Below are 23,916 nucleotides of genomic sequence, written 5' to 3'. Positions count from 1 at the left end.
GGGCCCCGGGGTTTTTCTACGTTCCCCGCCAAGGCCGCCGCCCCCCCCCCGGGGGGTTGGGGCGGGCCGGGGCCGAGGTGCAGGTCGGCGGGCGGACCGAGGTGTGACGGCGGCTCAGCAGTCGAGGTAGGCCACGTGGATCCAGACGCCCGTCGGACCGCCCCACAGGTCGCCCATGACCCAGTTGCCCTGCTGGCCGCGGTAGTTGAGGTTCTGGCCCCGGTTCACCTGGCCCAGGACCGGGTAGTCGGTGCCCGGTCCGCCGCGGAAGTTCACCCCGTTGTCGTTGACGGTGCAGACCGCGGCCGGAGCCTTCACGGCCCGGACGGCGGCGGGGCTCTGCGCGGCCTGGGCGGCGGGGCTCACCGCCAGCCCGAGTCCGGCGGTCAGCACCATCGCGGCCAGCATCATCTTCTTCAGCATGTGGTTCTCTCCTCCGTTTTCCGGCCCACGCAGTCGTGCGCCGTCCACCAGCCCAACGGAGCCGCCGACCGGCCGGTCACGGTTCAGGACCGGACTTCGGGCGGGAGTGAAAGCGCAGGTCATACGGGTTGCGCCCCGGCGTGCGCAGGCACCGGGCGGACGCTTCCCGCGCCCGTCGATCAAGGGTTTGAGCGGCACCGGATCCGGAGAACGCCGCCACACACCCGCCGGCCGGGGCCACTGCGGAGGCGGGCGGAACGATCTTCGCCCGTGCGCCTGTAGCGTCATGGGTATGGAAGATCAGTCTGTAGTGGATGTCGGCGACGTACGGCTCGCGTACCGGACCTGGGGCGACCCCTTCGGCTCGCCCGTGGTCCTGCTGCACGGCCTCGGCGGCTCCGCCGCGAGCTGGGAGGCGGCCGGCGGCCTGCTCGGCGAGCAGTGGCGGGTGTACGCCCTTGACCTGCGCGGTCACGGCGAGAGCGACTGGCCGGACGAGTACTCCTTCGAGCTGATGCGGGACGATGTCCTCGGTTTCCTGGACGAGTGCGAGCTCGACCGGGTGGGCCTGGTCGGCCACTCCATGGGCGGGGTCGTCGCCCATCTGCTCGCCCAGGAGCACGCGGACCGGGTGGAGCGGCTGGTGCTGGTGGAGACCCCGCCGCCGTTCCCGAGCGAGCCGAAGCCGGCCGCGGAGCCGGAGGGGCCGGTGGACTACGACTGGGCCGTCGTCGCTCCCATCCGGGCCGAGGTGGCCGATCCCGACCCCGAGTGGGCGGCCGGCCTCGGTGAGATCGTCGCGCCGACGCTGATGATCTCGGGCGGCCCGGAGTCCACCATGCCGCAGGGGCGGCTGCAGGACATGGCCTCGCTGATCCCGGACTGCCGGCTGATCACGATCGGGGGCGGCCACCGGGTGCACGAGGTCCATCCCGACCAGGTCGCCCAGCAGATCACGGAGTTCTTCACCAGCTGAGGAAGGGCGGCCGGGGAAGCGCCGTCGAACCGGTATGCGGGGCAGGAGCGTCGAGCCGGCGTGTGGGGGCGGGAGCACCGAACCCGGCCTGCGGGACGGGAGCGTCGAGCCGGGGGGCGGGGCAGGAGCGTCGCGCCGGGGCGCGGGGCAGGAGCGGAGCACCGGCCTCCGGGGCAACCGGGAGCCGGACACCGGGTGTTGTCAGTGCCGGGTGGCAGGATCCGCTTCATGGACCTCGCATCGTTCCTCGCCGACGTCGACACCCAGCCCTGGGCGGATCTCCAGCATGCCTACGGGAGCGCGGCGGACGTCCCCGACCACCTGCGGGCGCTCGCCGGGGAGAGCGAGGAGGCCGCGTCCGAGGCGATCTCCGAGCTGTACGGCAGCATCCTGCACCAGGGTTCGGTCTACGAGGCCACGGCCCGCGCCGTTCCGTACCTCGCCCGGCTCGCCGGGGCCGGGTACCGCACGGAGGATCTGCTGGTGCTGCTCGGCGGGATAGCGGAGGGCGGGGCGGACGGCGGTGACAGCGACGAAGCCGCCTGCCGGGCGGCCGTCGCAGGTGAGCTGGCGCTGATCCTCGCGAAGGTCGACGCCGAGGCGCCGGGGCTCCGGCGCGCCGCGGTGTGGGCCGCCGCGATGACCGGCTCGGCCGCGCAGGTGCTGCCGGTGCTCCACCGGTGCTGGAAGACCGAGACCGAGCCCGTGGTACGGGCCGAACTCCTGGGCGCCATGGCGCATCTGGACCCGTCGGGCACGGCCGACGCGGCGACCGCGGCCATCGGTGCGGACGAGCCCGGCGAGGTACGGATCGCGGCGCTGCTGGCCTGCGTGGACGGCGGACTGCCGTGGGGGCCGGCGCACCACGGGGCGATGCTCTCCCTCCTGCCCGTGAACGGCCTCGTCGAGGACCGGCTGGACCTGGAGCGCAACGAGCCGCTTCAGTACGTCGTCGAAGCGCTGCTGCTCCGCGACACCGACGCCGACCGCGACGCCACGTACACCCTGCTCGACGCCGCCCTGCGCAGCGCGGACCCCGATGCGCGGACGGAGGCGCTGTGGGCCGCCGAGACGGCGTGCCTGCTGTCGCGCAGTGCGCCGGAGCGGCTGTCCGGTGCCGTGGTGGAGCTGATCGCAGATCCGGCGGACGCGTCCTCGGCGTACTCGCTGCTCGCGAAGCTGGGCGTCCGGGCCGCGGCGGCCGCTCCGGCGCTGGTCCGGCTCGCCGCGGGCGAGGGCGATCCGGCGGACCGCGCGCTGGAGGCACTCGTCGCCGTGGCCCCCGGCCGGGCCGCCCCGCTCCTCGCCCGCGACCTGGGGCGGCGCCCACGGGCACTGGGCGCGGCATGCGGGTTCCTGTCCGGCGGAGCGGCGGCGGCCTCGTTCGCGTACGACCCGGAATTGCTGGACGCGATCCGTGCCCGGCTGGGTGCGGCGGACGGTCCCGGCGCGGACGAGGCCGTCCGGCTGGTCTCCCTGCTCGGTGCGTGGGGGAGCCGGGCCTCGGCCGCCCTGCCCGAGCTGTTGTCCGCGCTGCCGCTCTGCCCGAGGGCGGCACCGAAGGCGCTGGCCGCGATCTGCCCGCCGGAACAACGGGAGGCGACAGCGGAGCTCCTGACCACCGCGGCACGCACCGGCCCGGAAGAGGGCCGGCTTGCCGCGGCAACAGCGGTGCGCGGACTGACGGGGGAGACCGGCCCGCTGCGGGCGGCCGTCGCCGAACGGCTCACCCCCGGCGGTCCGGCGGTGCGGGAAGCCGCGCGCCTGGCCGCCGAGCTGGGCCCGGAGGCGGCCGCTCTGGTCCCCGCCCTCCGGGCCGCCTTCAGCGACCGGGCGGGCGACCGCAACATCCCGCGGCTGGACGCCGACATCGAGATCGCCGCGGCCCTGTGGCGGATCACCGGTGACCCGGAGGAAGCGGTGCCGGTGCTCGCAGGCGTGTTCGCGGAGGACGGGCAGATGTGGCTGCGCTGGACGTTCGGCCGAGCCGCGCGGGTGGCGGCCCGCATCGGCGGCGCGGCCCGGCCGCTGGTCCCCGCGCTGGAGGGCCTGCTCACCGACCCGGCGCGGATTCCGTCGGCGGTGCTCGCCCTGCACGCGATCGTGCCCGAATCCCTCGACGGCCCCCGCACGGCCGGGCTGCTCCTGGACGCGGCGGAGCAGGACGCCGACGCGGAGACCGCGCTGGAGGCCCTGGTCGTACTCGGACCCGCCGCCCTCACCGCGGACGGTCGTCGCCGCCTGACCGCTCTGGCCGAACGGGACCTCCGGGTGCGGACCTCGGGCCTGGAGCCGGGGATGGCCCCGTCCGACGAACGGCTGCGGGAACAGGCACGCGAGGTGGCACGGACGCCGGCCGCGGCCTGACCGGATCCGCGCGGGCTGCCGCGGCGTCCGGAGCCGTAGGGCCACGCCGCCCGGACCCCCGAGCGGCGCACCCTCCCCAGCCGCATCGCTCCTCATCCGCAACGCTCAGTCGCCGGGCTCCCAGTCCGGGCGGCGGCCGCTCATCGCGATGGCCCGGTCGACGAGGGGCGCGTCGGCCGGGACCGGGACCGGCGGGCCGAAGATGCTCTCCGGCCGGGGGTTGTCGTCGCCGGGCGTCAGCATGGCCAGCGAGGCGCGAAGGCTCGCCCCGTCCCCGTCGTACTTCTGGCCGGTCGAGCGGGCGAGGTCCCAGCCATGGATCACCAGCTCGTCCAGCGCGACCAGCAACGCCACCTCGGCCGGCAGATCCACGCCGCCCGCCCTGGTCATTCCCCGCAGGGCGGCAGGATCCCGCCAGGCGGTCACCAGTTCGTCCAGCAGCGGCGGCAGCGCCTCGCGCCAGTCGTCGCCGAGGACGGGAACGCTCGCGTCCGGAGCGGTGTCGGTCGTCGGGCCGAGGTCCTTCCGCGCCGCGTCACGGAACGCCGTGGTCAGCCCGACCAGATGGGCGAGCAGCTCGCGCACGGCGTAGTCGGGGCAGGGCGTCGGATCGTCCAGCCGGCGCTCGTCGATGCCGTCGAGCAGCGAGGCGATCTGCCGCGCGGCGGGCTCCAGGTCGATCGTGGGAGTCGTCTCCGTGTGCATGTCCATACAGTGCTGACTCCACCCGTTCCCGGAACTCATCGCTCATCGCACGACGCGTCCACGGAGCACGATCCGGCTCGGGTGGTTCAGTGCGCCGGGGTCGAGCGTCGGGTCGGTGGCGTACGAGACGACATCGGCGGGCGCGCCGTCCACCAGGCCGGGCAGTCCGAGCCAGGCCCGTGCGGTCCAGGAAGCGGCTCCGAGTGCCGCGTGGGCCGGCAGGCCGGCCCGTACCAGCCATTCCATCTCGCCCGCGACCGTCCCGCACGGGAAGGAGTCCGTCCCGGCCAGCACCGTCACCTTCGCCTCGTGGGCCGCGCGCACATTGCCGAGCATGGTGTCCCAGCCGGCCAGCCACAGATCCCGGCGCACGCTCGGCTCCCGCGCCCGCATCGCCTCCTCCTTCGCCCCGAACACGCTCAGCGTCGGCACGAACGCCGTGCCCTGTGCGGCCATCCGGTCCAGCAGCGCCGGGTCGAGATGCATGCCGTGCTCCAGGCTGTCGGCGCCCGCCAGTACGGCATTGCGGGTGCCCTCGGCGGTCTGGCAGTGCACAGCCACCTTGCCGCCGGCCGCGTGAACCGCCTCCACCACCGAGGTCAACAGCGGCAGCGGTACGGCGGGTTCGTCGGCCGCCCAGTCACCGATGACCTTGCACCAGCCGCCCGAGGCCGCCGCCTCCTCCACGGCCGCTCGTGCCAACCCGTCCTCGCTCACATCGCGTCCGAAGCCGGGGAAGAACCGTCCGGGGGTGGCCAGCCACCGCCCCGCCGACGTCACATGCGGCAGCTCCGGGTCCTTCGCCACCCACTCGGGCATCCGCCGCGCGGTGCCCGGGGTGCGCACGGCGAGCACCCCGGCGTCCCGGTGCTCGCCCAACTGCCTGCGCAGCAACTCCTCGTCGAACGGCGAGTCCGGCGCCGCCGCACCCGGATGCGTGTGCACATCGACGAGCCCGGGCAGCAGCCAGCCGCCGTCGACGATCGTCTCAGCGTCCCGGCCGGCGAGCCCGCCGGGCGGACTGCCCGCGCGGAGCACCTCACCGTCGATCCAGAACGTGCGCTCCTCGCGCTCGGGCAGCACAACACCTCGTACGCACAACATCGTCCGACCGTACGGCACATCGAACACCGGCCGACGTGCACGAGCGATCCGTGCGCACCCGCCGACCGCACACATCGCCACATTGCGGAAGCTTCCGCTCCACCCTCTTGTCGGCGACCCCCGCGCCATGCGATACAGGTCTGGACCATTGCTTCCGGACGGAAGGCACGACCGTGCAACGCCCCCACGCAACCGCCGCGTTGGCCTGCTCCGCCGCCCTGCTCCTCGCCGCGCTCACCGCATGTGACTCCGCCCCGGAGGCCGACACCCGCAAGCCGACGGTGCCGGGCCATGTGACGGCGCAGGCGAGCAGCGCCACCTCCGTGCACGTGATGTGGGAGCGCGCCTCCGACGACAGGGCGGTGACCGGCTACGAGATCTACCGCGAGGGCAAGCGGGTCGAATCGGTCCCGGCCGCCAAGGTGATGATCGACGTCGACGGGCTGACCGCGTCGACCGCGTACACCTTCACCGTCCGCGCCCGGGACGCCGCCGGAAACCTCTCCGCGCCGAGCGCCGCCGCACGCGTCACCACGCCCGCCCCCACCCCGGCCGACCACGAACCGCCGACCCGCCCGGTGAAGCTGCGCGGAAGAGCGGACGGCAGCCGGGCGGTGAACCTCTCCTGGGGAGGCTCCACGGACGACATCGGTGTCACCTCGTACGACATCTACCAGGAGGACTCACGGATCCACAGCGTGCCCGGCACCCGGACCACGGCACATCTGACCGGGCTGCGCCCCGGCACCGTCTACACCTTCACCGTCCGCGCCCGCGACGCCGCCGACACCTCGTCCCCGGACAGCAACGCCATCGACCTCACCACCGCCTCCGCCCCGGGCGCACCGGCCGGCACCGCCCCCACCGACCTGCGGATCAGCAACCGCGTCCAGGGCAAGGAGTACGCCATCGACCTGGACTGGCGGCAGCCGGAGACGGGCGGCGAGATCCCCTCGTACCAGCTCTTCATCGGCGGCCGGCTGACCACCACGATCGTCTGGGGCGCCACCCCGCCCCAAGGCCGGGCGCACTACCGCCTCACCGTCACCGACCCGCGCGGCACCCGCTACTCGATGAAGCTCCGCGCCAAGCTGCCCGACGGGAAGTGGGGCGACTTCTCCGCCCAGCGGACGGTCGTGCTCGGCGACTGAGCCCCGTACGGGTCCGTCGGTCCCGGGCCGGCGGGCGGCGGTGGCAGGACGTCACCGTCCGCCGGCCCGGTCGGTGACGCGGACGGTCTCCACCCATCTCGGGGGCTGCGGGGCGTTCGGGCCGATGAGCGCCGCGACGAGCCGGCACGACGGGGCCTCGTCCGGCCAGGGCGTGCAGCCGTCGGTGAGCACGACGACGATGTTCGGGCGGTCCCGCGCCGAGAGGGCGGCGGCGATACCCACCCGCATGTCGGTGCCGCCGCCCCCGCCCAGGGTGATCTGCTCGGCGGCCGTCACCCTGGACACGCTGTGCACATCGGCGTCGCAGGCCAGCACGGTGACGCGGTTGCCCCGGACGCCCACCTCACGCAGCACTCCGGTGACCTCCGCCAGCGCCGAGCCGAGTTCCTCGTCCCCCATCGACCCGGAGGTGTCGATGACGACGGCGACACGGGGCAACGGCCGTCGCAGACTGGGCAGCACGACGCCCCGGAGCGCCGCGCTGCGGCGGGACGGACGGCGGTAGGTGTAGTCGATCGCTCCGGCGGCCCAGGCGGCGGCCTCCCGCACCGCGCCCGCGAGCGCCCGCCGCCAGTCGACCGTCGGCTCCAGGATCTCGTCCGCCCAGCGCTCCCAGCCCGCCGGGAGGGTGCCCCGGCCGCGCCGATGCGCGCGCATGGCCTCCGCGGTGTGGCGTCGCAGCGCCTCGGCCTCCGCCGGACCGAGACGGTTCGGCCCGCCCGGTCCGGTCAGCTCCCAGGGCGCCGGTTGTCCATGGGCGCCGGACCCGCAGTCGTGCGGGGGAGGGCCCGGCGGCAGACCGGGGAGATACGCCTCGAAGAGCTGCCCGGTCGGCAGGCCGAAGAGCCGCGGCTCCATCCGTCCGGCCGGCAGGGGCAGACCGTCGGCGATGAGGTCGTCGTTGATCTCACAGTCCTGGGCGACATTGACGCGGTGCGGGTCGCGCCGGTCGGCGGCGGGGAGCAGTTCGGCCCGCCCGTGATGGTCGCGCAGCAGATGCGCCACCTCGTGCAGCCACACTGCCGCGAGTTCCGCCACCGGTGTCGCGTCGACGAAGGCGGGTGACACATAGCAGCGCCAGTGCCGGTCCACGCCCATCGTCGGCACCCCGGTGCTCGCCACCACCGTGAGCGCGTACAGAGCCGAGGCCAGGTAGGGCCGGTCGGTCGCCGCCCGGTAGCGGGCGGCGAGCAGCTTGGTCAGGTCCAACTGGGGCCGCTCCGTGGCGGTTTCCGGTTCCGGCACCGGCGCGCCCGCCTCAGCCGCTCTGCGGGAGGGCGCCGGACAGTTGCAGCAGTTCCACGAAGGCGTCGATGCCTTCCGGCACCGGCCAGTCGGTGTCCCGCATCGTCGCCAGATCCACCGCCGCCCTGGCCGCCACATCGGGCACACCCGCGTCGACGGCCTTCGCCAGCACCGCCCAGCCCGCCTCCCAGCGGTTCTTGGTGAGATCGCCCTGGACGGCCGCGACGACCGCGATGAGGAAGGCCAGCTGCCGGTCGCCGCGCTCGGGCAGGGCGAAGGCATCGGGGTCCGCCAGCACGCGGTCGGGGTCGGGCAGGTCGAGGTTCTCCAGGTAGGACAGCAGCTCGATGCCCGCGCCGTCCCCGACCGCTCCGGTCAGCGCGGCGGCCACCGCTTCCCGCCCGGTGCCCGTCGCGTACCCGGTGGCGAGCAGCCGCAACGCCATGTCCCAGGTCCGCGGCGACGGCCAGGCCAGGCCCCGGCTCTCCGCGTCGGCCGGAATGTGGTGGACGAGACCCGGTCGTGCGGTCAGGAAGCCGGAGATCGCGCCACGGGCCCGCGCCGCCGCCCCCGGAACCCTGGCGGCGTCGACCACCGGCACGGCCACCTCGGGCCACGTACCGGCCATGCCCCGCGCGACGGTGCGCGGATCGTGCGTCCACCGCAGGTGCACGAATCGGTTGGCGAGCGGTGGGCTGAGGTGCCAGCCGTCCGCCGCGCTCGACGGCGGGTTCGCCGCCGCCACGATGCGCACGGACTCCGGCAACGTCAGGCTGCCCACCCGTCGTTCGAGCACCACGCGCAGCAGCGCCGCCTGCACGGCCGGGGGAGCGGAGGACAACTCGTCGAAGAACAACAGCCCCTGGCCCGCGTGTGCGAGCCGGACCGCCCAGTCGGGCGGGGCCATCGGCACCCCGGTCACGGCCGGGTCGTCACCGACGACCGGCAGCCCGGCGAAGTCGGACGGCTCGTGCACACTGGCGATGACCGTCTCCAGCGTGAGGCCGAGCCCGGCGGCGAGCTGCTCCATGCCGGCCGACTTGCCGATGCCCGGCTCACCCCAGAGGAGCACCGGCTGATTGGACGTCACCGCCAGTGCCAGTGCCTCCAGTTGAGGATTGGCGGCGGCTTCGGTCCGCGAGGTCCGCAGCCTGCGGTTCAGCTCGTCGGCGGCGTCCAGCGGTCCCGGCGCGGCGGCCGGGCGCGGCGGTACGGAGGGCTGTCCCGGTCTGCCGGGGGCGATGGTGCTCACCCGTCCTCATCCTCTTCGTCGTCGTCCTTCATTTCCTGCCACTCGTCCCACCAGTCGGCCCCGAGGCCGGGATGCTCCTTCTCCACCCGTTCCCTGAGGAAGCCGAGGTCCTTGCGCCGGTACTTGCGGATCAGCTGGTCGAGCGAGAGTTCCATCTGGTCGACGACGTCGATCCGTGCCCCGGCCTCGACCAGCGCCGTCACGAGCTCCGCCGAACCGCCGTCGCCGACCGCCACGCAGAGCGGGGTGCGGTCCCGGTGGTCCAGGGCCTCCAGATCGAGACCGGCCGCCAGGAGCCGGGGCAGCAGGGACTCGTGGTCGAGGAGGTGCAGCACATGGAGCAGGCTGCGCCGTCCGGCGTCCCGCAGACGCGGGTCCACCCCCGCGTCCAGCAGCTCCAGAACCCCTGGTGTGTCGCCGTGCTGGGCACGCAGAAAGAGATCCCGGCGTTGCGTCCGCAGGGCCCTCGGCAGCCGACCGGTGCCGGAGGTGCAGGAGTGCTCCACGGCGAAGCAGCCGGTGACCGCGCCGCCGAAGGCCCGCAGCGCGTTCTCGCGCTGCCGCTCCTGCGGGCTGTGCGGGGAGTCGAGCCTCCCGTCGCGGAAGACGACCTCATGCCACTCACCGCGGCACCTGACCCGTACCGGCGCGGGCGGGGTCGGTCCCGGCGGCCCCACTGCCGCGTCGAGGCCCGGAAACAGCGCCCCGGCGACCAGCGGATGCAACTGCCCGGGAGTCACATCACCGGCCCGCAGCAGGTCGAGGTCCGGCAGCCGCTGCCGGAGCGACCGGGGAAAGATGGGAGCGTCCCCGGCCTCCTTCCGGTCGAGGAGCCTGATCCGCAGCCCTCTGCCGCTGTCCCGGCCCATGAACTCCAGCAGGACGCAGACCCGCCAGTCCTCGCCGATCTGGAGGCGCGCCGCCGGGTACAGGTCCGCGAACCGTCCGGCCGCGGACTCCAGCCGGGGAACATCGAGCGCCAGCCGGGCCAGGACCGTCTCCGGCGTCGCCCGGTACCACGACGGCATTTCCGGCGCGTTCGTATCGAGTTCGATGCCGGCCGCCGCCAGGGACTCCGCCACCAGACCCCGTTGGTACAGCAGCGTCACCCACTCGGCACGGGCCACCGGGTCACCGTCGCCCGGGTCCGAGCCGGGCAGTTCGTCCGCCCCGAGCGGTGTGCCGTCGGCGTGGAGGAACGGCAACCGGCCGGCACCGCCGGCATGCGCGCGCAGTTCATCGGTACGGCGCGCGTCCCACAAGTGCCGGCCGGCCCGCCAGTCCGTGACGCCCAGGTGGAAGGTACCGGGTGCCGGGCCGCTCGGCACCGTCCCGAACCGGAGCGAGATCCGCTGCGGTCCGTCGACCATCGCGGGTGTGCGCAGATACAGATACGGAGCCGTCGCCCCGGGCACGTCCGCCGTGACGCCGTAACCGGCCAGCACCACGGTCAGGTCGGTGGCGAGCGTCGAGCGCCCGCCCAGTACCCGCGGCAGGTGCCAGCGCACCAGGTCCGGCACCAGATGGAGGAGATCCGCGCGGAGCGCCTCGGCCACGTCCGGACCGTACCGCGCGGAGACCTGTGACAGGTCGAACGCCACATCGAACCGGGCCGCCGCACAGGCACCCTGCCAGTCCCCGGCCGCACGCCGTTCGGCGCACGCCTCGATCATCCACCGGGGCACCGCGTACCGGTGGACCTGCCGCCGGCTCGACCTCTCCTCCGGGTCGAGGAAGGCCGCCACCGCGTCCCGGCTCACCGGTAGACGCTCCTGACCGCACGCAGATCCGCGTGCGCACCGCGGTCCGGGCGCAGCCGCGTGGCGAAGGACCGCTTCACCTTGCGGGGAAGGCCGGGGCCCAACCCCACGTATTCCAGCCGGGAGTCGGTGTCGACGGCGGCCAGCAGGGTCTTCGCGCCCCGCCCGGTGAGCCCGGTGTGGCGCAGTTCCAGCCGCCGCAGGGGACTGCCGCGCAGTGCGCCGGCCAGGGCGTCGGCTCCCTTGTCGCCGGTGACATTGGACAGGGCACCGAGGCTGCGTTCGGACGGCGGCCGGCCCAGATCCAGTCCTTCGATCCCGTCGAGAGCGTCGGCCAGGGCGCGCGCCCCGGTGGGTCCGATCCCGTTGCCACCGAGACCGAGCCGGACGGGACGGGCGGGATCGGCGGCGGCCGCGAGTACGGCGGCCCCCGAGTCCCCGAGGTGGTTGGCCGGAAGGTACAGCTCCCGCACTCCCGCGTCCCGGATCAGCGCGGCCAGCAGTGGGGCGGCCTCGGTGCCGAGGCCGTTGCCCCCTAGGAACAGCCGCTCGACGGGCCGGGCCCGCTGACTCAGTACGGCCAGCAGCGCCGCGAGGCCGTCCGCGGTGAGCCCGCTGTTCACCAGGTCGAGGGTGCGCAGCGCGGTGTTGCGGCGAAGCATCGGGACGAGCGCCCGGACACCCGCGTCACCCACTGGATTGCGTTTCAGCCACAGCGCCCTGACGGTGTCGTCCTCGCTCAGCGCTCCGGCGAGCGCCGTGACTCCGTCCGCTCCGATGCGATTGCACCCGAGATACACCGTCCGCAGCCCGTGGCCGCCCCGGCCCAGCGCGTCTGCGACGGCCCGCGCCCCCTCGTCCCCCAGCGAGTTGGTGCCGAGTAGCACATGCGTGGCGTGCGGGGAGCCGGCGACGGCGGGCATCACCCGGACCGCGCCCCCGGCCCCCAGCCCCTGCTTGCAGAGGTCGACCCGTCCGTCCGCGCACAGTGTCCCGAGCGCGAAGGTCTCGTCGTCCCGGACGGGGCGCATTGCCGCCAGCCGCTCCAGCAGCGGATCCAGCAGTGCCGCGTCGGCGAGCGGAATGTCCGGGTGCTCGATCGCGGGACAGCGCACGGGCATCGGCTGCAACATCACTACTCCCCAGGTCCCCCGCCGGCACCCGGCCAGGAGAGGGCGACCGCGTCCTCCGCCCGCTCGGGACGAACCGACGCCATCGACTCTTCTCCACGAAAAGGCGGCAAGACCGGTCGGATTCGAACCGACGTCCTCCAGCTTGATGCTAGGGCGCGACGACCTCTGCGCTACAGCCTTGCCACGCGTGATCCTAGCCGCAGCGGTTCCGAAATCGCACACCAGTACCGATGTTGAAGAATGGTCTGAACCTCTTGACGGGTTGGTCCAGACCATTTAGTTTCCCCCGTGCTCCATGGCACAACGGAATCCCGCTCCCCCCTCAGGACCGCCTCACCGGTCCCTGCCTCAAGGGAGAACCCCATGTTCGAGCACATGACACTCAGACGGAGGACGGCGACCGCCCTGGTCGCCGTCCTCGGGCTGCTTCTCGCGCTGCTTTCCCTGCAGGCCGCACCCGCGCACGCGGCGGGCAAGCTGACTGCCACCTTCACCTCGGCCGACAACGGGTCGTGGTGGAAGGGGACTTACGTACTGCACAACGACACCGACACCGCCGTGACCGGGTGGAGTCTCGAATTCGACCTGCCGGCCGGAGTCGCGATCGACACCTCGTACAACGGCACCGTCACCACCCGGGGCAGCCATGTCACCGCGGTCAACGCCCACTACAACGGTACGGTCGGTGCGCACGCCACCAGCGAGCCGTACAGCTTCTGGTTCGTCGCGACCGGGCCGATCGCCGCGCCGGCCGGCTGCCGGATCAACGGTGACAAGTGCGACGGCTCCGCGGATGTGCCCCCGGGTGCGCCCGGCGGGCTGAAGCAGACCGATGTCACCGCCCGCACCGCGTCGCTGTCCTGGACGGCGGCCGCGCCCGGTGACTTCCCGGTGGCGTCCTACGACATCCTGGCGGGCGGCAAGGTGGTGGGCTCGGCCACCGCGGCGACCTCCGGCACGGTCACCGGGCTGACCCCGGCCACCGCCTACTCCTTCACCGTCCGGGCCAAGGACACCCGGGGCAACACCTCGGCCGAGAGCGCACCGCTGGCCGTCACCACCGTCGACCCGGCCACCGACACCTCCCCGCCCACCGCACCGGGCGCGCTGCACGCCACGGCGGCCGACGCCTCGTCCATCACGCTGGCCTGGACCGCCGCGACGGACAACCAGCGGGTCGCCGCGTACGACATCTACCGGGGCGGCGTCCTGGCCACCACGGTCCCGGGCACGACGACCACCGCCACCATCGGCGGGCTCTCGCCCTCGACCTCGTACACCTTCACCGTCAAGGCGCGTGACGCGGCGGACAACGCCTCCCCGGCCGGCAACGCGCTCACGGCGAAGACCGACGACATCGTCGGCGCGGGCAACTACGCCAAGGTCGGCTACTTCGTCCAGTGGGGCATCTACGGCCGCCAGTACTTCGTCAAGAACCTCCACGACTCGGGAGCCGCCGACAAGCTCGACATCGTCAACTACGCCTTCGCCAACATCGATCCGAACAACCTCACCTGCCTGAACGGTGTCACCAAGGGCACCACGGCCGATCCCCAGGACCCCGAGCAGGGCACCGGAGCCGGTGACGCCGACGCCGACTACGGGCGCCCCTTCGGCGCCGCCCAGTCCGTCGACGGCGTCGCGGACGACGGCTGGGGCAAACTGCGCGGAAACTTCAACCAGTTGAAGAAGCTGAAGAAACTCCACCCGGACCTGAAGATCGTGGTCTCGCTCGGCGGCTGGACGTACTCGAAGTACTTCTCCGACGTGGCGGCCACCGACGCCGCCCGCAAGAAGTTCGTCTCCTCCTGCATCGACATGTACATCAAGGGCAACCTGCCCGAGTACAACGGCGCGGGCGGCCCCGGCACCGCCGCCGGGATCTTCGACGGCTTCGACATCGACTGGGAATGGCCGGGCACGGGCACCGGGCACCCCGGCAACCACTACTCGCCCGACGACAAGGACAACCTGACCCTGCTGCTCGCCGAATTCCGCAAGCAGATGGACGCCCTCGGCGGCGGCCACCGCCTGCTCACCGCCTTCACCCCCGCCGACCCGCAGAAGATCGGCGAGGGCTGGGACCTGGGCAAGGTCTTCGACTCCCTCGACGTGGCGAACGTCCAGGGCTACGACTTCCACGGCTCCGGCAGCGACAACTCCTGGGAGCCGAACCGCACCGGCCACCAGGCCAACCTCTACACGGACGACCAGGACCCCTACGACTTCCACTTCAGCGCCGACGCCGCCATCAAGGCCTACACCGACGCCGGGGTCGAGCCCCGCAAACTGACCCTCGGCATCCCGTTCTACGGCCGGGGCTGGCAGAACGTCGCCGACGGCGGTGCCGCGGGTGAATGGCAGACGGCGGGCGGCGCAGCCCCCGGCCAGTTCGCGGAGGAGGCCGGAACCCGCGGCTACGCCAACCTCATCGGCGCCTACCCGACGATGACGGTCCATCACGACGAGCAGTCGGTGTCGACGTACGGCTACACCGGCAGTCAGTGGTGGTCCTTCGACGACGCCTGGTCCATCGGCAGGAAGACCGACTACGTGAAGTCCAAGGGGCTGCTGGGGGTGATGATCTGGGAGATGTCCGGTGACACGTCACAGGGCACATTGATGAACGCGCTGGACACCGGTCTGAAGTAGCCGGAACGGCACAGCGGCTGCCGGTTCGCGGAGCCCCCGGGTTTCGCGAACCGGGTCACTCGGCATCCCGGCCGTACGGCATCCCGGCCGTACGGCCTTGGCGATCAGGCGCCCTTCAGCGCGCCCTCCGCCGAGGTCAGGCAGCGCTCCGCCAGTGCCGCCGGGCCCTGCGGTCCGGCGGCCGGGGCGTCGCCGGCCGCCCAGGTCTCCACCGCGGCCCGCACCGCCGCGCCGGCCACCCCGGCCGTCAGCCGGGTTTCCAGCGAATCGGCCCCGTCCGGGAGTCCGGCACGCGCCGAGAGGACCCCGGTCAGGGTGACGTCCGAGTCGTGGCACGCGTCGTTCCACACCGACTGGAGAGCCGGGCTCTCCGTGGCCATCCTCAGCAGCGAGCGCACCCACTCCAGGGACTCCGCCGCCGCCGTGTCACCGGGGGGCGGGGTCAGCGCGCGTGCCGCCGCGTGCCGCAGCGCGTCCGGCAGCGACAGATCGGCCGGGGCGTCCCGGACCGCCTCCACCCACTGCCGGGCCCCGGCGGCGAGCAATGGCGTGATGGCCTCCTCCTTGGTCGCGAAATAGCGGTAGAAGGTGCGGGGGGCGACACCCGCGGCGCGTGCGATGTCCTCGGCGCGGGTGGTCCGCAGGCCGTGTTCCACGAAGAGCGCCGCCGCCGTGCGGGCGATATCCAGTCGGGTCGCGGCCTTGCGCCGCTCCGTCAATGAGCCACCTTGCATGCGGATCAGGTTATGCCCTGAAGGCCGCTGCCCCGGCGGGCCGAACTCATCGATGGGCAGAAGTTGCCTATGTGGCAGAATCTGCCACAAGTGCATGTGCTGAACGAGTAAGAGCTGAACGAGCAAGAGGTGACAAGAGCGGTGCGTCGGCGGCAGTTCCTTCTTCAGACGGCCGGCCTCGCCGGCGCCACGGCCGCGTTCGGGCTCGCCGGCTGTTCGACGAGCAGCAAGGTGACCCTGGAGCTGCTGGTGGCCAGCTACGACAAGAGTGTGGGGGCCTCGCTCGGCGACCAGTGGGACAGCGTCGTCGCCGCCTTCGAGAAGCAGCACGCGGACATCAGGATCAAGCTGGAGCGGGTTCCGTACGACAAGATCGACAAGACCCTCGCCCAGCGGGTCGAGGCCGGCCGGGCGCCCGACATCGCACAGTCGAACATCTTCGCGCCCTACGCCGAGGACGGCCGGCTCTACAACATGACCCAGCTGTTCGACATCGTCACCCAGGCCGACTTCATCCGGACCTTCACCGAGGCGGGCACGGTCGACGACGCCACGTACGGGATCCCGTTCCTGGCCAGCACGCCCCGGCTCTTCTACAACAAGGAACTCTTCCGGCGGGCCCGCATCAGCGGCGCCCCCACCTCGTGGGACACACTGCGCTCGGCCGCCCAGGCGCTTAGGGCGATCGGCGTGAAGACCCCGTACGGGCTCCAGTTCGGCCCCGAGGCGGCCGACGACGAGGCCCTGTCCTGGCTGCTCGCGGGCGGCGGCGGATACGTCGGGGAACTCGCCGAGTACGACTTCGCGACGACGGCCAACACCGAGGCCCTGACCTGGCTGCGGGACGAGCTGGTCGCCCCGGGGCTGGCCGGCGCCGCCCCCGCGGAACTCGACAGGACCGCCGCGTACGGACAGTTCCTGCAGGGCGAGATCGGGATGCTGATCGCGCACCCCGTGCTGATGGGCGCCGCCGATCAGGCCAGACTCCCTTACGCGCACGCCCCGTTCCCCAAGAAGGACGGCGGGGCCGCCAGGCCGCTGGGGCTGAGCGACTGGCTGATGGCGTTCGAGCGCAACGGCCACCGCAAGGAGTGCGGCGCGTTCCTCTCCTTCCTCTACGGCGGGAAGTCCGCGACGACCTACGGCAGTGGCAACCGGTCCGCGCTGCCCGTGACGTACTCCGCCTCCGACGCGGCCACCGGGAGCTCCGCCGGGAAACCGCTGGCGGCATTCGTCGAGCAGCTGTCGGACGCGCAGTTCGCGCCGGTCAACATGCGGTCCTGGCCCGCTGTCCGGGGCGCGATCCGCACCGATGTGGGCCGGGCGGTGATGAAGGGCGGCGAGCCCGGGACCGTTCTCGCGTCGCTGGACGAGTCGGCGGTCAAGGCGGACATGGAGGCGGCGACCGGCTGACGCCCGCCCGTACACCGAAAGACCTCCGCCCCGGCGCTGTGCGTGCCGGGGGCGGAGGTCTGTCCGGGAGGTGCGGGTTCAGCCCAGCTGCTCGTACGCCGGCAGCGTCAGGAAGTCCGCGTAGTCCTGGTCCAGGGAGACCTGGAGCAGGAGGTCGTGGGCCTGCTGCCACTTGCCGGCGTTGAACGCCTCCTCGCCGATCTCCGCGCGGATCGCGGCGAGTTCCTCGGCGGCGACCTCGCGGGCCAGCTCCGCCGTGGCGTGCTTGCCGTTCTCGAAGACCACGTCCGCGTTGATCCACTGCCAGATCTGCGAGCGGGAGATCTCCGCGGTGGCGGCGTCCTCCATCAGGTTGAAGATGGCGACCGCGCCCATGCCGCGCAGCCAGGCCTCGATGTAGCGGATGCCGACCGCGACGGCGTTGCGCAGGCCCTCGTAGGTGGGCTTGGCGTCCAGGGTGTCGATGGCGATCAGGTCACCGGCGGCCACCGCGACGTCCTCGCGCAGGCGCTCCTTCTGGTTCGGCTTCTCGCCGAGTACCGCGTCGAAGGAGGCCATGGCGATCGGGACCAGGTCCGGGTGGGCGACCCAGGAGCCGTCGAAGCCGTCGTTGGCCTCGCGGTCCTTGTCGGCCTTGACCTTCTCGAACGCGACCTTGTTGACCTCGGCGTCGCGGCGGGACGGGATGAAGGCGGCCATGCCGCCGATGGCGTGCGCGCCGCGCTTGTGGCAGGTGCGGACCAGGAGTTCGGTGTACGCGCGCATGAACGGGGCGGTCATCGTCACCGCGTTGCGGTCCGGCAGGACGAACTTGGAGCCGCCGTCGCGGAAGTTCTTGACGATGGAGAAGAGGTAGTCCCAGCGTCCCGCGTTCAGCCCGGAGGCGTGGTCGCGGAGCTCGTAGAGGATCTCCTCCATCTCGTACGCGGCGGTGATCGTCTCGATCAGGACGGTCGCGCGGACCGTGCCCTGCGGGATGCCGGCGTAGTCCTGGGCGAAGACGAAGATGTCGTTCCAGAGGCGGGCCTCCAGGTGCGACTCCGTCTTCGGGAGGTAGAAGTACGGGCCCTTGCCGAGGTCGATCAGGCGCTGGGCGTTGTGGAAGAAGTAGAGGCCGAAGTCGACCAGTGCGCCGGGCACCGGGGTGCCGTCGAGCTGGAGATGACGCTCGTTCAGGTGCCAGCCACGGGGGCGGGTGACGACGGTGGCGAGCTCGTCGGCGGGCCTCAGGGCGTACGACTTGCCGGACTTCGGGTCGGTGAAGTCGATGTCGCGGGTGTACGCGTCGATCAGGTTGAGCTGGCCGAGGATGACGTTCTCCCACGTGGGTGCGGACGCGTCCTCGAAGTCGGCGAGCCAGACCTTCGCGCCCGAGTTCAGGGCGTTGATGGTCATCTTGCGGTCGGTCGGACCGGTGATCTCGACCCGGCGGTCGTTCAGCGCGGCCGGGGCCGGCGCGACCTTCCAGGAGTCGTCCGCGCGGATCGCCGCCGTCTCGGGCAGGAAGTCCAGCGTGGAGGTGCGGGCGATCTCGGCGCGGCGCTCGCCGCGGCGGGCGAGCAGCTCGTCACGGCGCGGCGTGAACTGCCGGTGCAGCTCGGCCACGAACGCGAGGGCCGCGTCGGTCAGGACCTCGTCCTGCCGGGGCAGGGGCTCGGCATCGACGATGGCCAGCGGGGACGGCGCTGGTGCGGACATGAGCTGTCACTCCTTCAGCGGGATGTGCGGGCGGCGTCTCACGGCCGCCGGGTCGCCTGAAATGGCACGGCGTGCCAGGGCTCCGGGATACGGGCGTGGAAGCCGTCCGAGGTGCAGAGGGCTTCTGACCAGTGGATAGTAGTTTCCTCATGGTGGAAGTTCAATGGTTTGTTGATGTCGAGATTCTCCGGGTCGACAGAAGTGGCCCGGTGCTGGCGCAGCGTGCCGGCGCGGTCACCCGAGGTGTCTCAGGTCCTCCACCGTGTCGATGTCGTACGCCTGAGCCACATCGGAACACTCGACGAGCGTGATCGCATCGCGGTGCGCCCGCAGATACGCCCGGGCGCCCTGGTCGCCCACCGCGCCCGCCGCGATCTCCGCCCACAGGTCCGCCCCGAACAGCACCGGATGGCCCCGTTCCCCGCCGTACGCGGCGGCCGCGATCCCCGTCCGGGAGCGGTACGCCGAACGCACCCGGGACACCGCGTCCGCGCCGATCCCCGGCTGGTCGACCAGGAGGACGAGCGCCGCGTCCGCCCCCGTGGCGGCCAGCGCCCCGAGCCCCGCCCGCAGCGACGAGCCCATGCCCTCGGCCCAGGCGGGGTTCACGGTCACCGAGCAGCCGGTGAGGTCGGCGCGCGCCCGTACCCGCTCGGCCGCCGCGCCCAGGACCACATGGACGGGACCGCAGCCGCCGTCCCGCAGCACCCGCACCGCGTGCTCGACCAGTGGCCGGCCATGGTGCTCCAGCAGTGCCTTGGGCCGTCCGCCGAGCCGCCGGCCACCGCCCGCGGCCAGCAGCAGCCCGGCGATCATCGGGGTTGGTGTTGTCGTCATGCGGTCTGGATACCCCGGCGCGCCCCGGACGCGCACCCCCATACCCCTCGGACTCCCTTTGCACACCCTTCGCGCAAGCAAGCGGAGGCGGGCGCCGGCCGGAACGCCGTCCACCCGGAGACACGCGGATCACCCGTACGGGACACCCCGAATTCGGTCCGTGGAGTGGCGCTCGATACCTGTCATGGCGTTAACTTGCGCGCACGCCCGGACACTTGACCAACGGTGTGGGGACCGGTCGGAACACTGGCACAAGGATGTGCGAGGGGGAGTGCTTTGTTGCGAAGCGTGGGGCAGACGCGGGTGACCGGCAGCGAGGACCCGAGGGTGACGGAGCTGCGTACGGCCGTCTCCCGGCTCCGCCGCGAGCTGGCCGGACATCCGCGCGAATTCCCGGACCGGGGCATCGCCGAGGACGAACTGGCCGCGCTCGACGCGATGGCGGCGGGCGGTGTGCCCGAGATTCCGCGGCTGCGCCGTTCGCTGCTGCTGATCGCGGGGGCGATCGGCTCGGTGAGCGCGCTGGCGTCCGCGCTCAGGGACGTACGGGTGGCCGTCGACCTCTTCGGTGAGCCGCCGCGCGGCTGACCGGTGACCCGGCGGCGGGGTCAGCGGCGGATGAGCCTGCGGGCCGTCGCCGCCGCGACCGCCGAGGTGCGCGAGTCCACGCCCAGCTTGGCGTAGATGTGCACCAGATGGGACTTCACGGTCGCCTGGCTGAGGAAGAGCCGCTTGCTGATCTGCAGGTTCGACAGTCCCTCGCCGACCAGTTGCAGCACCTCCAGCTCGCGCTTGGTCAGGGCCTCCGCGGGGGTCCGCATGCGGTCCATCAGACGGTGCGCGACGGCCGGCGCCAGCGCCGACCGGCCCGCCGCGGCCGTGCGTACCGCCGCCGCCAGCTCCTCCGGCGGGGCGTCCTTCAGCAGATAGCCGGCGGCGCCCGCCTCGACGGCGGCCAGGATGTCGGCGTCCGAGTCGTACGTGGTGAGGATCAGGACGCGGGGCGCGTCCGGCTGTGCGGTGATCGCCGCGGTGGCCTGCGATCCGTGCATGCCCGCGCCGAACTGGAGATCCATGAGGACGACGTCGAACTCGCCGGTCGCGGCGAGCGAGACGGCCCGCTCCGCGGTGGCCGCCTCGGCGACCACCCGGAAACCGGGTTCGGAGTCGAGCACGGCGCGCAGCCCCGCCCGTACGACCGGGTGGTCGTCGGCGAGCAGCAGCCTGATCGGGGTGTCGGCGGGGGTGGTCATGCGGCGTCCTGTCCTGGCCGGCCGTCGGGGATCGGGAGAGGGAGGGTCAGGGCGACGGCGGTGCCCTGACCGGGGGCCGACTCGACACTGAGCGTGCCGCCCAGGGACCGGGCCCGCGCCCGCATCGCGGGCAGTCCGAAGCCCCCGGTGTCCTGGTCCGTGGCGACCGGGCCGCGACCCGGCGCGAATCCCCGGCCGTCGTCGACGACATCCAGCGACACCGAGGTGCCCATGAAGCTGAGGGTGATCTCCGCGCGCCCGGCCCCGGCATGCCGCACCGTGTTGGCCAGCGCCGACTGGGCGGTGCGCAGCAGCGCCACCTCGTACGGCGTGGGCAGCTCCACCGGGGTGCCGCTCACCGCGAACTGCACCATGAGGCCGGGGCCCGTGGTGCGGGACGAGAGGCGCTCCAGGGCGGCGGCCAGGGAGCCGTTCTCCAGATCCGGCGGCGACAGGGCGCGGACGAAGCGGCGGGCCTCGGCCAGGTTGTCCTGGGCGGCCTCCCGGGCCCGGCGGACATGCGCGGTGGCGGGGGCGTCGGCGGCCAGGGTGCGTTCGGCGGCGCGCAGCAGCAGCTGGATGCTGGACAGGCCCTGGGCGAGGGTGTCGTGGATCTCGCGGGCCAGCCGCTCGCGCTCGGCGAGCGTGCCCGCGGTGCGTTCCGCCTCGGCCAGCTCCGCCCGGGTCGACATCAGCTCCTCGATGAGCTCCCGGCGCCGCTCGCTCTCCCGGAACAGCGCCTCGTACCCGAGGACCGTGGCGACCGCAACGGCAGCCCCGATCAGCGGCCCGATGAAGCTGCCCGGTGTGACGGGCTCGCCGTGCAGCACGAAGCAGGCGATGGCGGCGGCCGCGGTCACCGCGACGGCCGGCAGGGCCCAGCGGGTCGGCAGCAGGTGCAGTTGCAGGAAGTAGAGCGGGAAGGCCACCCACAGGGCCTCCGGCGACAGGACGAGCAGCGCCAGCCACACCGCGCCCAGTGCAGCCAGCCACAGCGCGGCGGCGCGGGTGCGCGGCTGTACGGCGGGGGCGAGCGCACCCGCCGCGTACAGGGCGGCCATCGCACCGCTGACCACGACGACGGCCCTGGGGTGCGTGCCGTCGGCGACGGCACGCACCGCCGCCAGCGCCAGCAGCCCCACCAGCAGCGCGTGCAGACACAGCCGCAGCGCGGCGGCGACCGGGGGGTGGGCACGGGAATCCATGATTCATCCAGGGTAGACGGGGGGTGCCGGGGGCCGGTCAATCGAAAGGTTGATGTCGGGCCCCACCGCCGAGCGATGTTTCCGGGCGGCCCGCGGCCGAAGCTGGGGGCATGTTCGTCGCATGGAGAGATCTCCGGTTCGCCAAGGGCCGGTTCGCGCTCATGGGCACGGTCGTGGTGCTGATCACGCTGCTCGTGGGCCTGTTGTCCGGCCTCACCGCCGGCCTGGCCCGGGAGAACACCTCGGCCGTCACCGGGCTGAACGCCGACCACCTCGCGTTCGCCGCCCCGCCCACGGACCGGTCGGTGTCCTTCACCGACTCGGTCGTGAAGGAGAGCGCCTGGCGGAGCTGGGCGGGGCGGCCCGGGGTGAGCGGCGCGGAGCCGCTCGGCATCCGTACCCTCAACGCCGTCGCCGGCCAGGGGGAGCGCACGGCCGCGGTGTCGGCGTTCGGCGTCGAGCCGGACGGGGACCTGGGGCCCACCGGCGGTGCCCGGGTCGGACCGGGGAAGGTGGTGCTGTCCGAGCAGGCTGCCGACGACCTGGCGGCCGGGGCCGGTGACCGGCTGCGGCTCGGCTCCACCGAGGTCACCGTCGCGGCCGTCGCGGGGGACGCCTCGTACAGCCACACCCCGGTCGTGTGGACCTCGCTCGACGACTGGCAGCGGTTCGGCGGCGACGGCGACAGCGGGGCACGGCATGCCACGGTGATCGCCCTGACCACCACCGGCGGCGCCGATCTCGGCGCGGGCGACAAGGCGGCCGGCACCAGCACCCTCACCCTCGCCGACTCCCTCACCGCCATCGGCTCCTACCAGGCCGAGAACGGCTCGCTCCAGCTGATGCGCGGCTTCCTCTTCGCCATCTCCGCCCTGGTCATCGGCGCCTTCTTCACCGTCTGGACGATCCAGCGCAGCGGCGATGTCGCCGTGCTCAAGGCACTCGGCGCCTCCACCCGGTACCTGCTGCGCGACGCGCTCGGGCAGGCCGTCGTGATGCTCGCCATCGGGACGGGCGTGGGCACCGCGCTGGCCTCCGGTATCGGCGCCCTGATCAGCGGCGGGGCCGTGCCGTTCGTCCTCGACGCGGCGACCGTCCTGGTCCCGGCGGCCGTCATGATCGTCCTCGGTGCCCTCGGGGCGGCCCTGTCCATCCGGCGGATCACCGCCGTCGACCCGCTCACCGCACTCGGGAGTGCCCGATGACCCTCACCCTCGCCGACGTCACCCTCACCTACCCCGACGGCGACGGCCGGCTCACCGCCCTCGACCGGGTCTCGCTGGACGTGCCGGCGGGTTCGCTCACCGCGGTCGTCGGACCGTCCGGCTCCGGCAAGTCCAGCCTGCTCGCGGTGGCCGCGACCCTGGTCACCCCCGACAGCGGCCGGGTGGCCGTCGCCAGCACGGACACCGCAGGTCTCGGCCGTGCGCAGCAGGCACAGCTGCGCCGCGAACACATCGGCATCGTCTTCCAGCAGCCCAATCTGCTGCCGTCGCTCACGGCGGCCGAACAGCTCCAGGTGATGACCCATCTCTCGGGCGGCGCGGTGCGCGCGGCCCGCGGCCGGGCGCTGGAACTGCTGGACGCGGTCGGCCTGGCGGACCAGGCCGGACGCAGGCCCCACCAGCTGTCGGGCGGACAGCGGCAGCGGATCAACATCGCGCGGGCCCTGATGAACGACCCGGCGGTGCTGCTGGTCGACGAACCGACCAGCGCACTCGACCACGAGCGGGGCGCGGCGGTGCTGGACCTGCTGCTCGCGCTGACCCGGGAGCGGTCGACGGCGACCGTGCTGGTCACCCACGACCTGGCCCATCTGGACCGTGCGGACCGCACGGTCCGGATGGACGACGGCCGCCTGACGGTGCCGGAACCGGTCTGAGAACCGGTGGAGGGGGGGGGGGGCGGGGCCCCCCCCCCCCCCCCCCCCGCAACAAAAAACACAGCCCCCCCCAAAAACATACAAACGAGTATGGTGGGTTGGGGT

20 protein-coding genes are annotated in these 23,916 nt (G+C 73.0%); 8 read left to right on the top strand and 12 right to left on the bottom strand.

Features of this window, described 5'->3' with window-relative positions; all coding sequences use genetic code 11:
- Nucleotides 1-114: 114 nt before the first annotated feature.
- On the bottom strand, nucleotides 115-423 hold the full coding sequence (locus tag ACFVH0_RS38000) for an SH3 domain-containing protein (RefSeq protein WP_385827897.1): 309 nt from the start codon (nucleotides 421-423) through the stop codon (nucleotides 115-117).
- Between the two features lie 292 nt (nucleotides 424-715).
- On the opposite strand from ACFVH0_RS38000, the gene ACFVH0_RS37995 reads away from it, so the two are divergent.
- Both ACFVH0_RS37995 and ACFVH0_RS37990 read left to right on the top strand, forming a co-directional pair.
- On the top strand, nucleotides 716-1,399 hold the full coding sequence (locus ACFVH0_RS37995; RefSeq protein WP_385827895.1) for an alpha/beta fold hydrolase: 684 nt from the start codon (nucleotides 716-718) through the stop codon (nucleotides 1,397-1,399).
- 228 nt (nucleotides 1,400-1,627) lie between these two features.
- Nucleotides 1,628-3,766: a hypothetical protein gene (locus ACFVH0_RS37990; RefSeq protein WP_385827893.1), complete on the top strand. Its 2,139-nt coding sequence runs from the start codon at nucleotides 1,628-1,630 to the stop codon at nucleotides 3,764-3,766.
- 105 nt (nucleotides 3,767-3,871) lie between these two features.
- Here ACFVH0_RS37990 and ACFVH0_RS37985 read toward each other — a convergent pair whose 3' ends face one another.
- Both ACFVH0_RS37985 and ACFVH0_RS37980 read right to left on the bottom strand, forming a co-directional pair.
- Nucleotides 3,872-4,471 carry a TIGR03086 family metal-binding protein gene (locus tag ACFVH0_RS37985; RefSeq protein ID WP_385827899.1) on the bottom strand — a complete coding sequence of 200 codons (600 nt, stop codon included), beginning with the start codon at nucleotides 4,469-4,471 and terminating at the stop codon, nucleotides 3,872-3,874.
- A gap of 42 nt (nucleotides 4,472-4,513) precedes the next feature.
- On the bottom strand, nucleotides 4,514-5,575 hold the full coding sequence (locus ACFVH0_RS37980) for an amidohydrolase family protein (protein WP_385827891.1): 1,062 nt from the start codon (nucleotides 5,573-5,575) through the stop codon (nucleotides 4,514-4,516).
- A 173-nt stretch (nucleotides 5,576-5,748) separates the two neighbouring features.
- Between ACFVH0_RS37980 and ACFVH0_RS37975 the strand changes: the two genes are divergently transcribed.
- Nucleotides 5,749-6,726 (top strand): fibronectin type III domain-containing protein, encoded by a 978-nt coding sequence (locus tag ACFVH0_RS37975; RefSeq protein WP_385827889.1) that lies wholly within the window; start codon nucleotides 5,749-5,751, stop codon nucleotides 6,724-6,726.
- A gap of 51 nt (nucleotides 6,727-6,777) precedes the next feature.
- On the opposite strand, the gene ACFVH0_RS37970 is transcribed toward ACFVH0_RS37975, so the two are convergent.
- From ACFVH0_RS37970 to ACFVH0_RS37955, 4 genes are read right to left on the bottom strand one after another with little or no spacing between them, the layout of a single operon-like run.
- Nucleotides 6,778-7,992 (bottom strand): VWA-like domain-containing protein, encoded by a 1,215-nt coding sequence (locus ACFVH0_RS37970; RefSeq protein WP_385827887.1) that lies wholly within the window; start codon nucleotides 7,990-7,992, stop codon nucleotides 6,778-6,780.
- A 13-nt stretch (nucleotides 7,993-8,005) separates the two neighbouring features.
- Complete coding sequence (locus tag ACFVH0_RS37965) at nucleotides 8,006-9,244, bottom strand: sigma 54-interacting transcriptional regulator (protein WP_385827885.1); 1,239 nt, start codon at nucleotides 9,242-9,244, stop codon at nucleotides 8,006-8,008.
- Nucleotides 9,241-11,004 (bottom strand): ankyrin repeat domain-containing protein, encoded by a 1,764-nt coding sequence (locus ACFVH0_RS37960; protein ID WP_385827883.1) that lies wholly within the window; start codon nucleotides 11,002-11,004, stop codon nucleotides 9,241-9,243. Before ACFVH0_RS37960 ends, ACFVH0_RS37965 begins: the two co-directional genes overlap by 4 nt.
- A complete protein-coding gene (locus tag ACFVH0_RS37955; protein ID WP_385827881.1) occupies nucleotides 11,001-12,137 on the bottom strand; it encodes a gala protein in 1,137 nt (378 codons plus the stop codon). Before ACFVH0_RS37955 ends, ACFVH0_RS37960 begins: the two co-directional genes overlap by 4 nt.
- A 363-nt stretch (nucleotides 12,138-12,500) precedes the next feature.
- Between ACFVH0_RS37955 and ACFVH0_RS37950 the strand changes: the two genes are divergently transcribed.
- Nucleotides 12,501-14,789 (top strand): glycosyl hydrolase family 18 protein, encoded by a 2,289-nt coding sequence (locus ACFVH0_RS37950; RefSeq protein WP_385827879.1) that lies wholly within the window; start codon nucleotides 12,501-12,503, stop codon nucleotides 14,787-14,789.
- 104 nt (nucleotides 14,790-14,893) lie between these two features.
- On the opposite strand, the gene ACFVH0_RS37945 is transcribed toward ACFVH0_RS37950, so the two are convergent.
- Entirely contained in the window at nucleotides 14,894-15,523 is a 630-nt protein-coding gene (locus tag ACFVH0_RS37945) for a TetR/AcrR family transcriptional regulator (protein WP_385827877.1), read from the bottom strand.
- A gap of 141 nt (nucleotides 15,524-15,664) precedes the next feature.
- Here ACFVH0_RS37945 and ACFVH0_RS37940 point away from each other — a divergent pair, with 141 nt between their 5' ends.
- Nucleotides 15,665-16,936, top strand: a complete 1,272-nt coding sequence (locus ACFVH0_RS37940; protein WP_385827876.1) for an ABC transporter substrate-binding protein — start codon at nucleotides 15,665-15,667, stop codon at nucleotides 16,934-16,936.
- Nucleotides 16,937-17,014: 78 nt separating this feature from the next.
- Here ACFVH0_RS37940 and aceB read toward each other — a convergent pair whose 3' ends face one another.
- Complete coding sequence (gene aceB, locus ACFVH0_RS37935) at nucleotides 17,015-18,634, bottom strand: malate synthase A (protein ID WP_385827874.1); 1,620 nt, start codon at nucleotides 18,632-18,634, stop codon at nucleotides 17,015-17,017.
- A gap of 234 nt (nucleotides 18,635-18,868) precedes the next feature.
- Nucleotides 18,869-19,471: an NTP transferase domain-containing protein gene (locus ACFVH0_RS37930; RefSeq protein ID WP_385827872.1), complete on the bottom strand. Its 603-nt coding sequence runs from the start codon at nucleotides 19,469-19,471 to the stop codon at nucleotides 18,869-18,871.
- A gap of 288 nt (nucleotides 19,472-19,759) precedes the next feature.
- Between ACFVH0_RS37930 and ACFVH0_RS37925 the strand changes: the two genes are divergently transcribed.
- On the top strand, nucleotides 19,760-20,059 hold the full coding sequence (locus ACFVH0_RS37925; RefSeq protein ID WP_385827870.1) for a DUF5955 family protein: 300 nt from the start codon (nucleotides 19,760-19,762) through the stop codon (nucleotides 20,057-20,059).
- A 20-nt stretch (nucleotides 20,060-20,079) separates the two neighbouring features.
- Here the strand turns inward: ACFVH0_RS37925 and ACFVH0_RS37920 are convergent, their stop codons facing one another.
- On the bottom strand, nucleotides 20,080-20,724 hold the full coding sequence (locus ACFVH0_RS37920; RefSeq protein ID WP_259930547.1) for a response regulator transcription factor: 645 nt from the start codon (nucleotides 20,722-20,724) through the stop codon (nucleotides 20,080-20,082).
- Nucleotides 20,721-21,929 carry a sensor histidine kinase gene (locus ACFVH0_RS37915; protein WP_385827868.1) on the bottom strand — a complete coding sequence of 403 codons (1,209 nt, stop codon included), beginning with the start codon at nucleotides 21,927-21,929 and terminating at the stop codon, nucleotides 20,721-20,723. The genes ACFVH0_RS37920 and ACFVH0_RS37915 overlap by 4 nt, the downstream gene beginning before the upstream one ends.
- Nucleotides 21,930-22,039: 110 nt before the next feature.
- On the opposite strand from ACFVH0_RS37915, the gene ACFVH0_RS37910 reads away from it, so the two are divergent.
- Together ACFVH0_RS37910 and ACFVH0_RS37905 are read left to right on the top strand one after the other, a co-directional pair.
- Entirely contained in the window at nucleotides 22,040-23,134 is a 1,095-nt protein-coding gene (locus ACFVH0_RS37910; protein ID WP_385827866.1) for an ABC transporter permease, read from the top strand.
- On the top strand, nucleotides 23,131-23,811 hold the full coding sequence (locus ACFVH0_RS37905; RefSeq protein ID WP_385827864.1) for an ABC transporter ATP-binding protein: 681 nt from the start codon (nucleotides 23,131-23,133) through the stop codon (nucleotides 23,809-23,811). The genes ACFVH0_RS37910 and ACFVH0_RS37905 overlap by 4 nt, the downstream gene beginning before the upstream one ends.
- The last annotated feature ends 105 nt before the right edge of the window (nucleotides 23,812-23,916 follow it).

The sequence above is a fragment of the Streptomyces sp. NPDC127117 genome, assembly GCF_042677325.1.
GTDB lineage: Bacteria > Actinomycetota > Actinomycetes > Streptomycetales > Streptomycetaceae > Streptomyces.
This window is presented reverse-complemented; position numbering and strand designations above follow the sequence as displayed.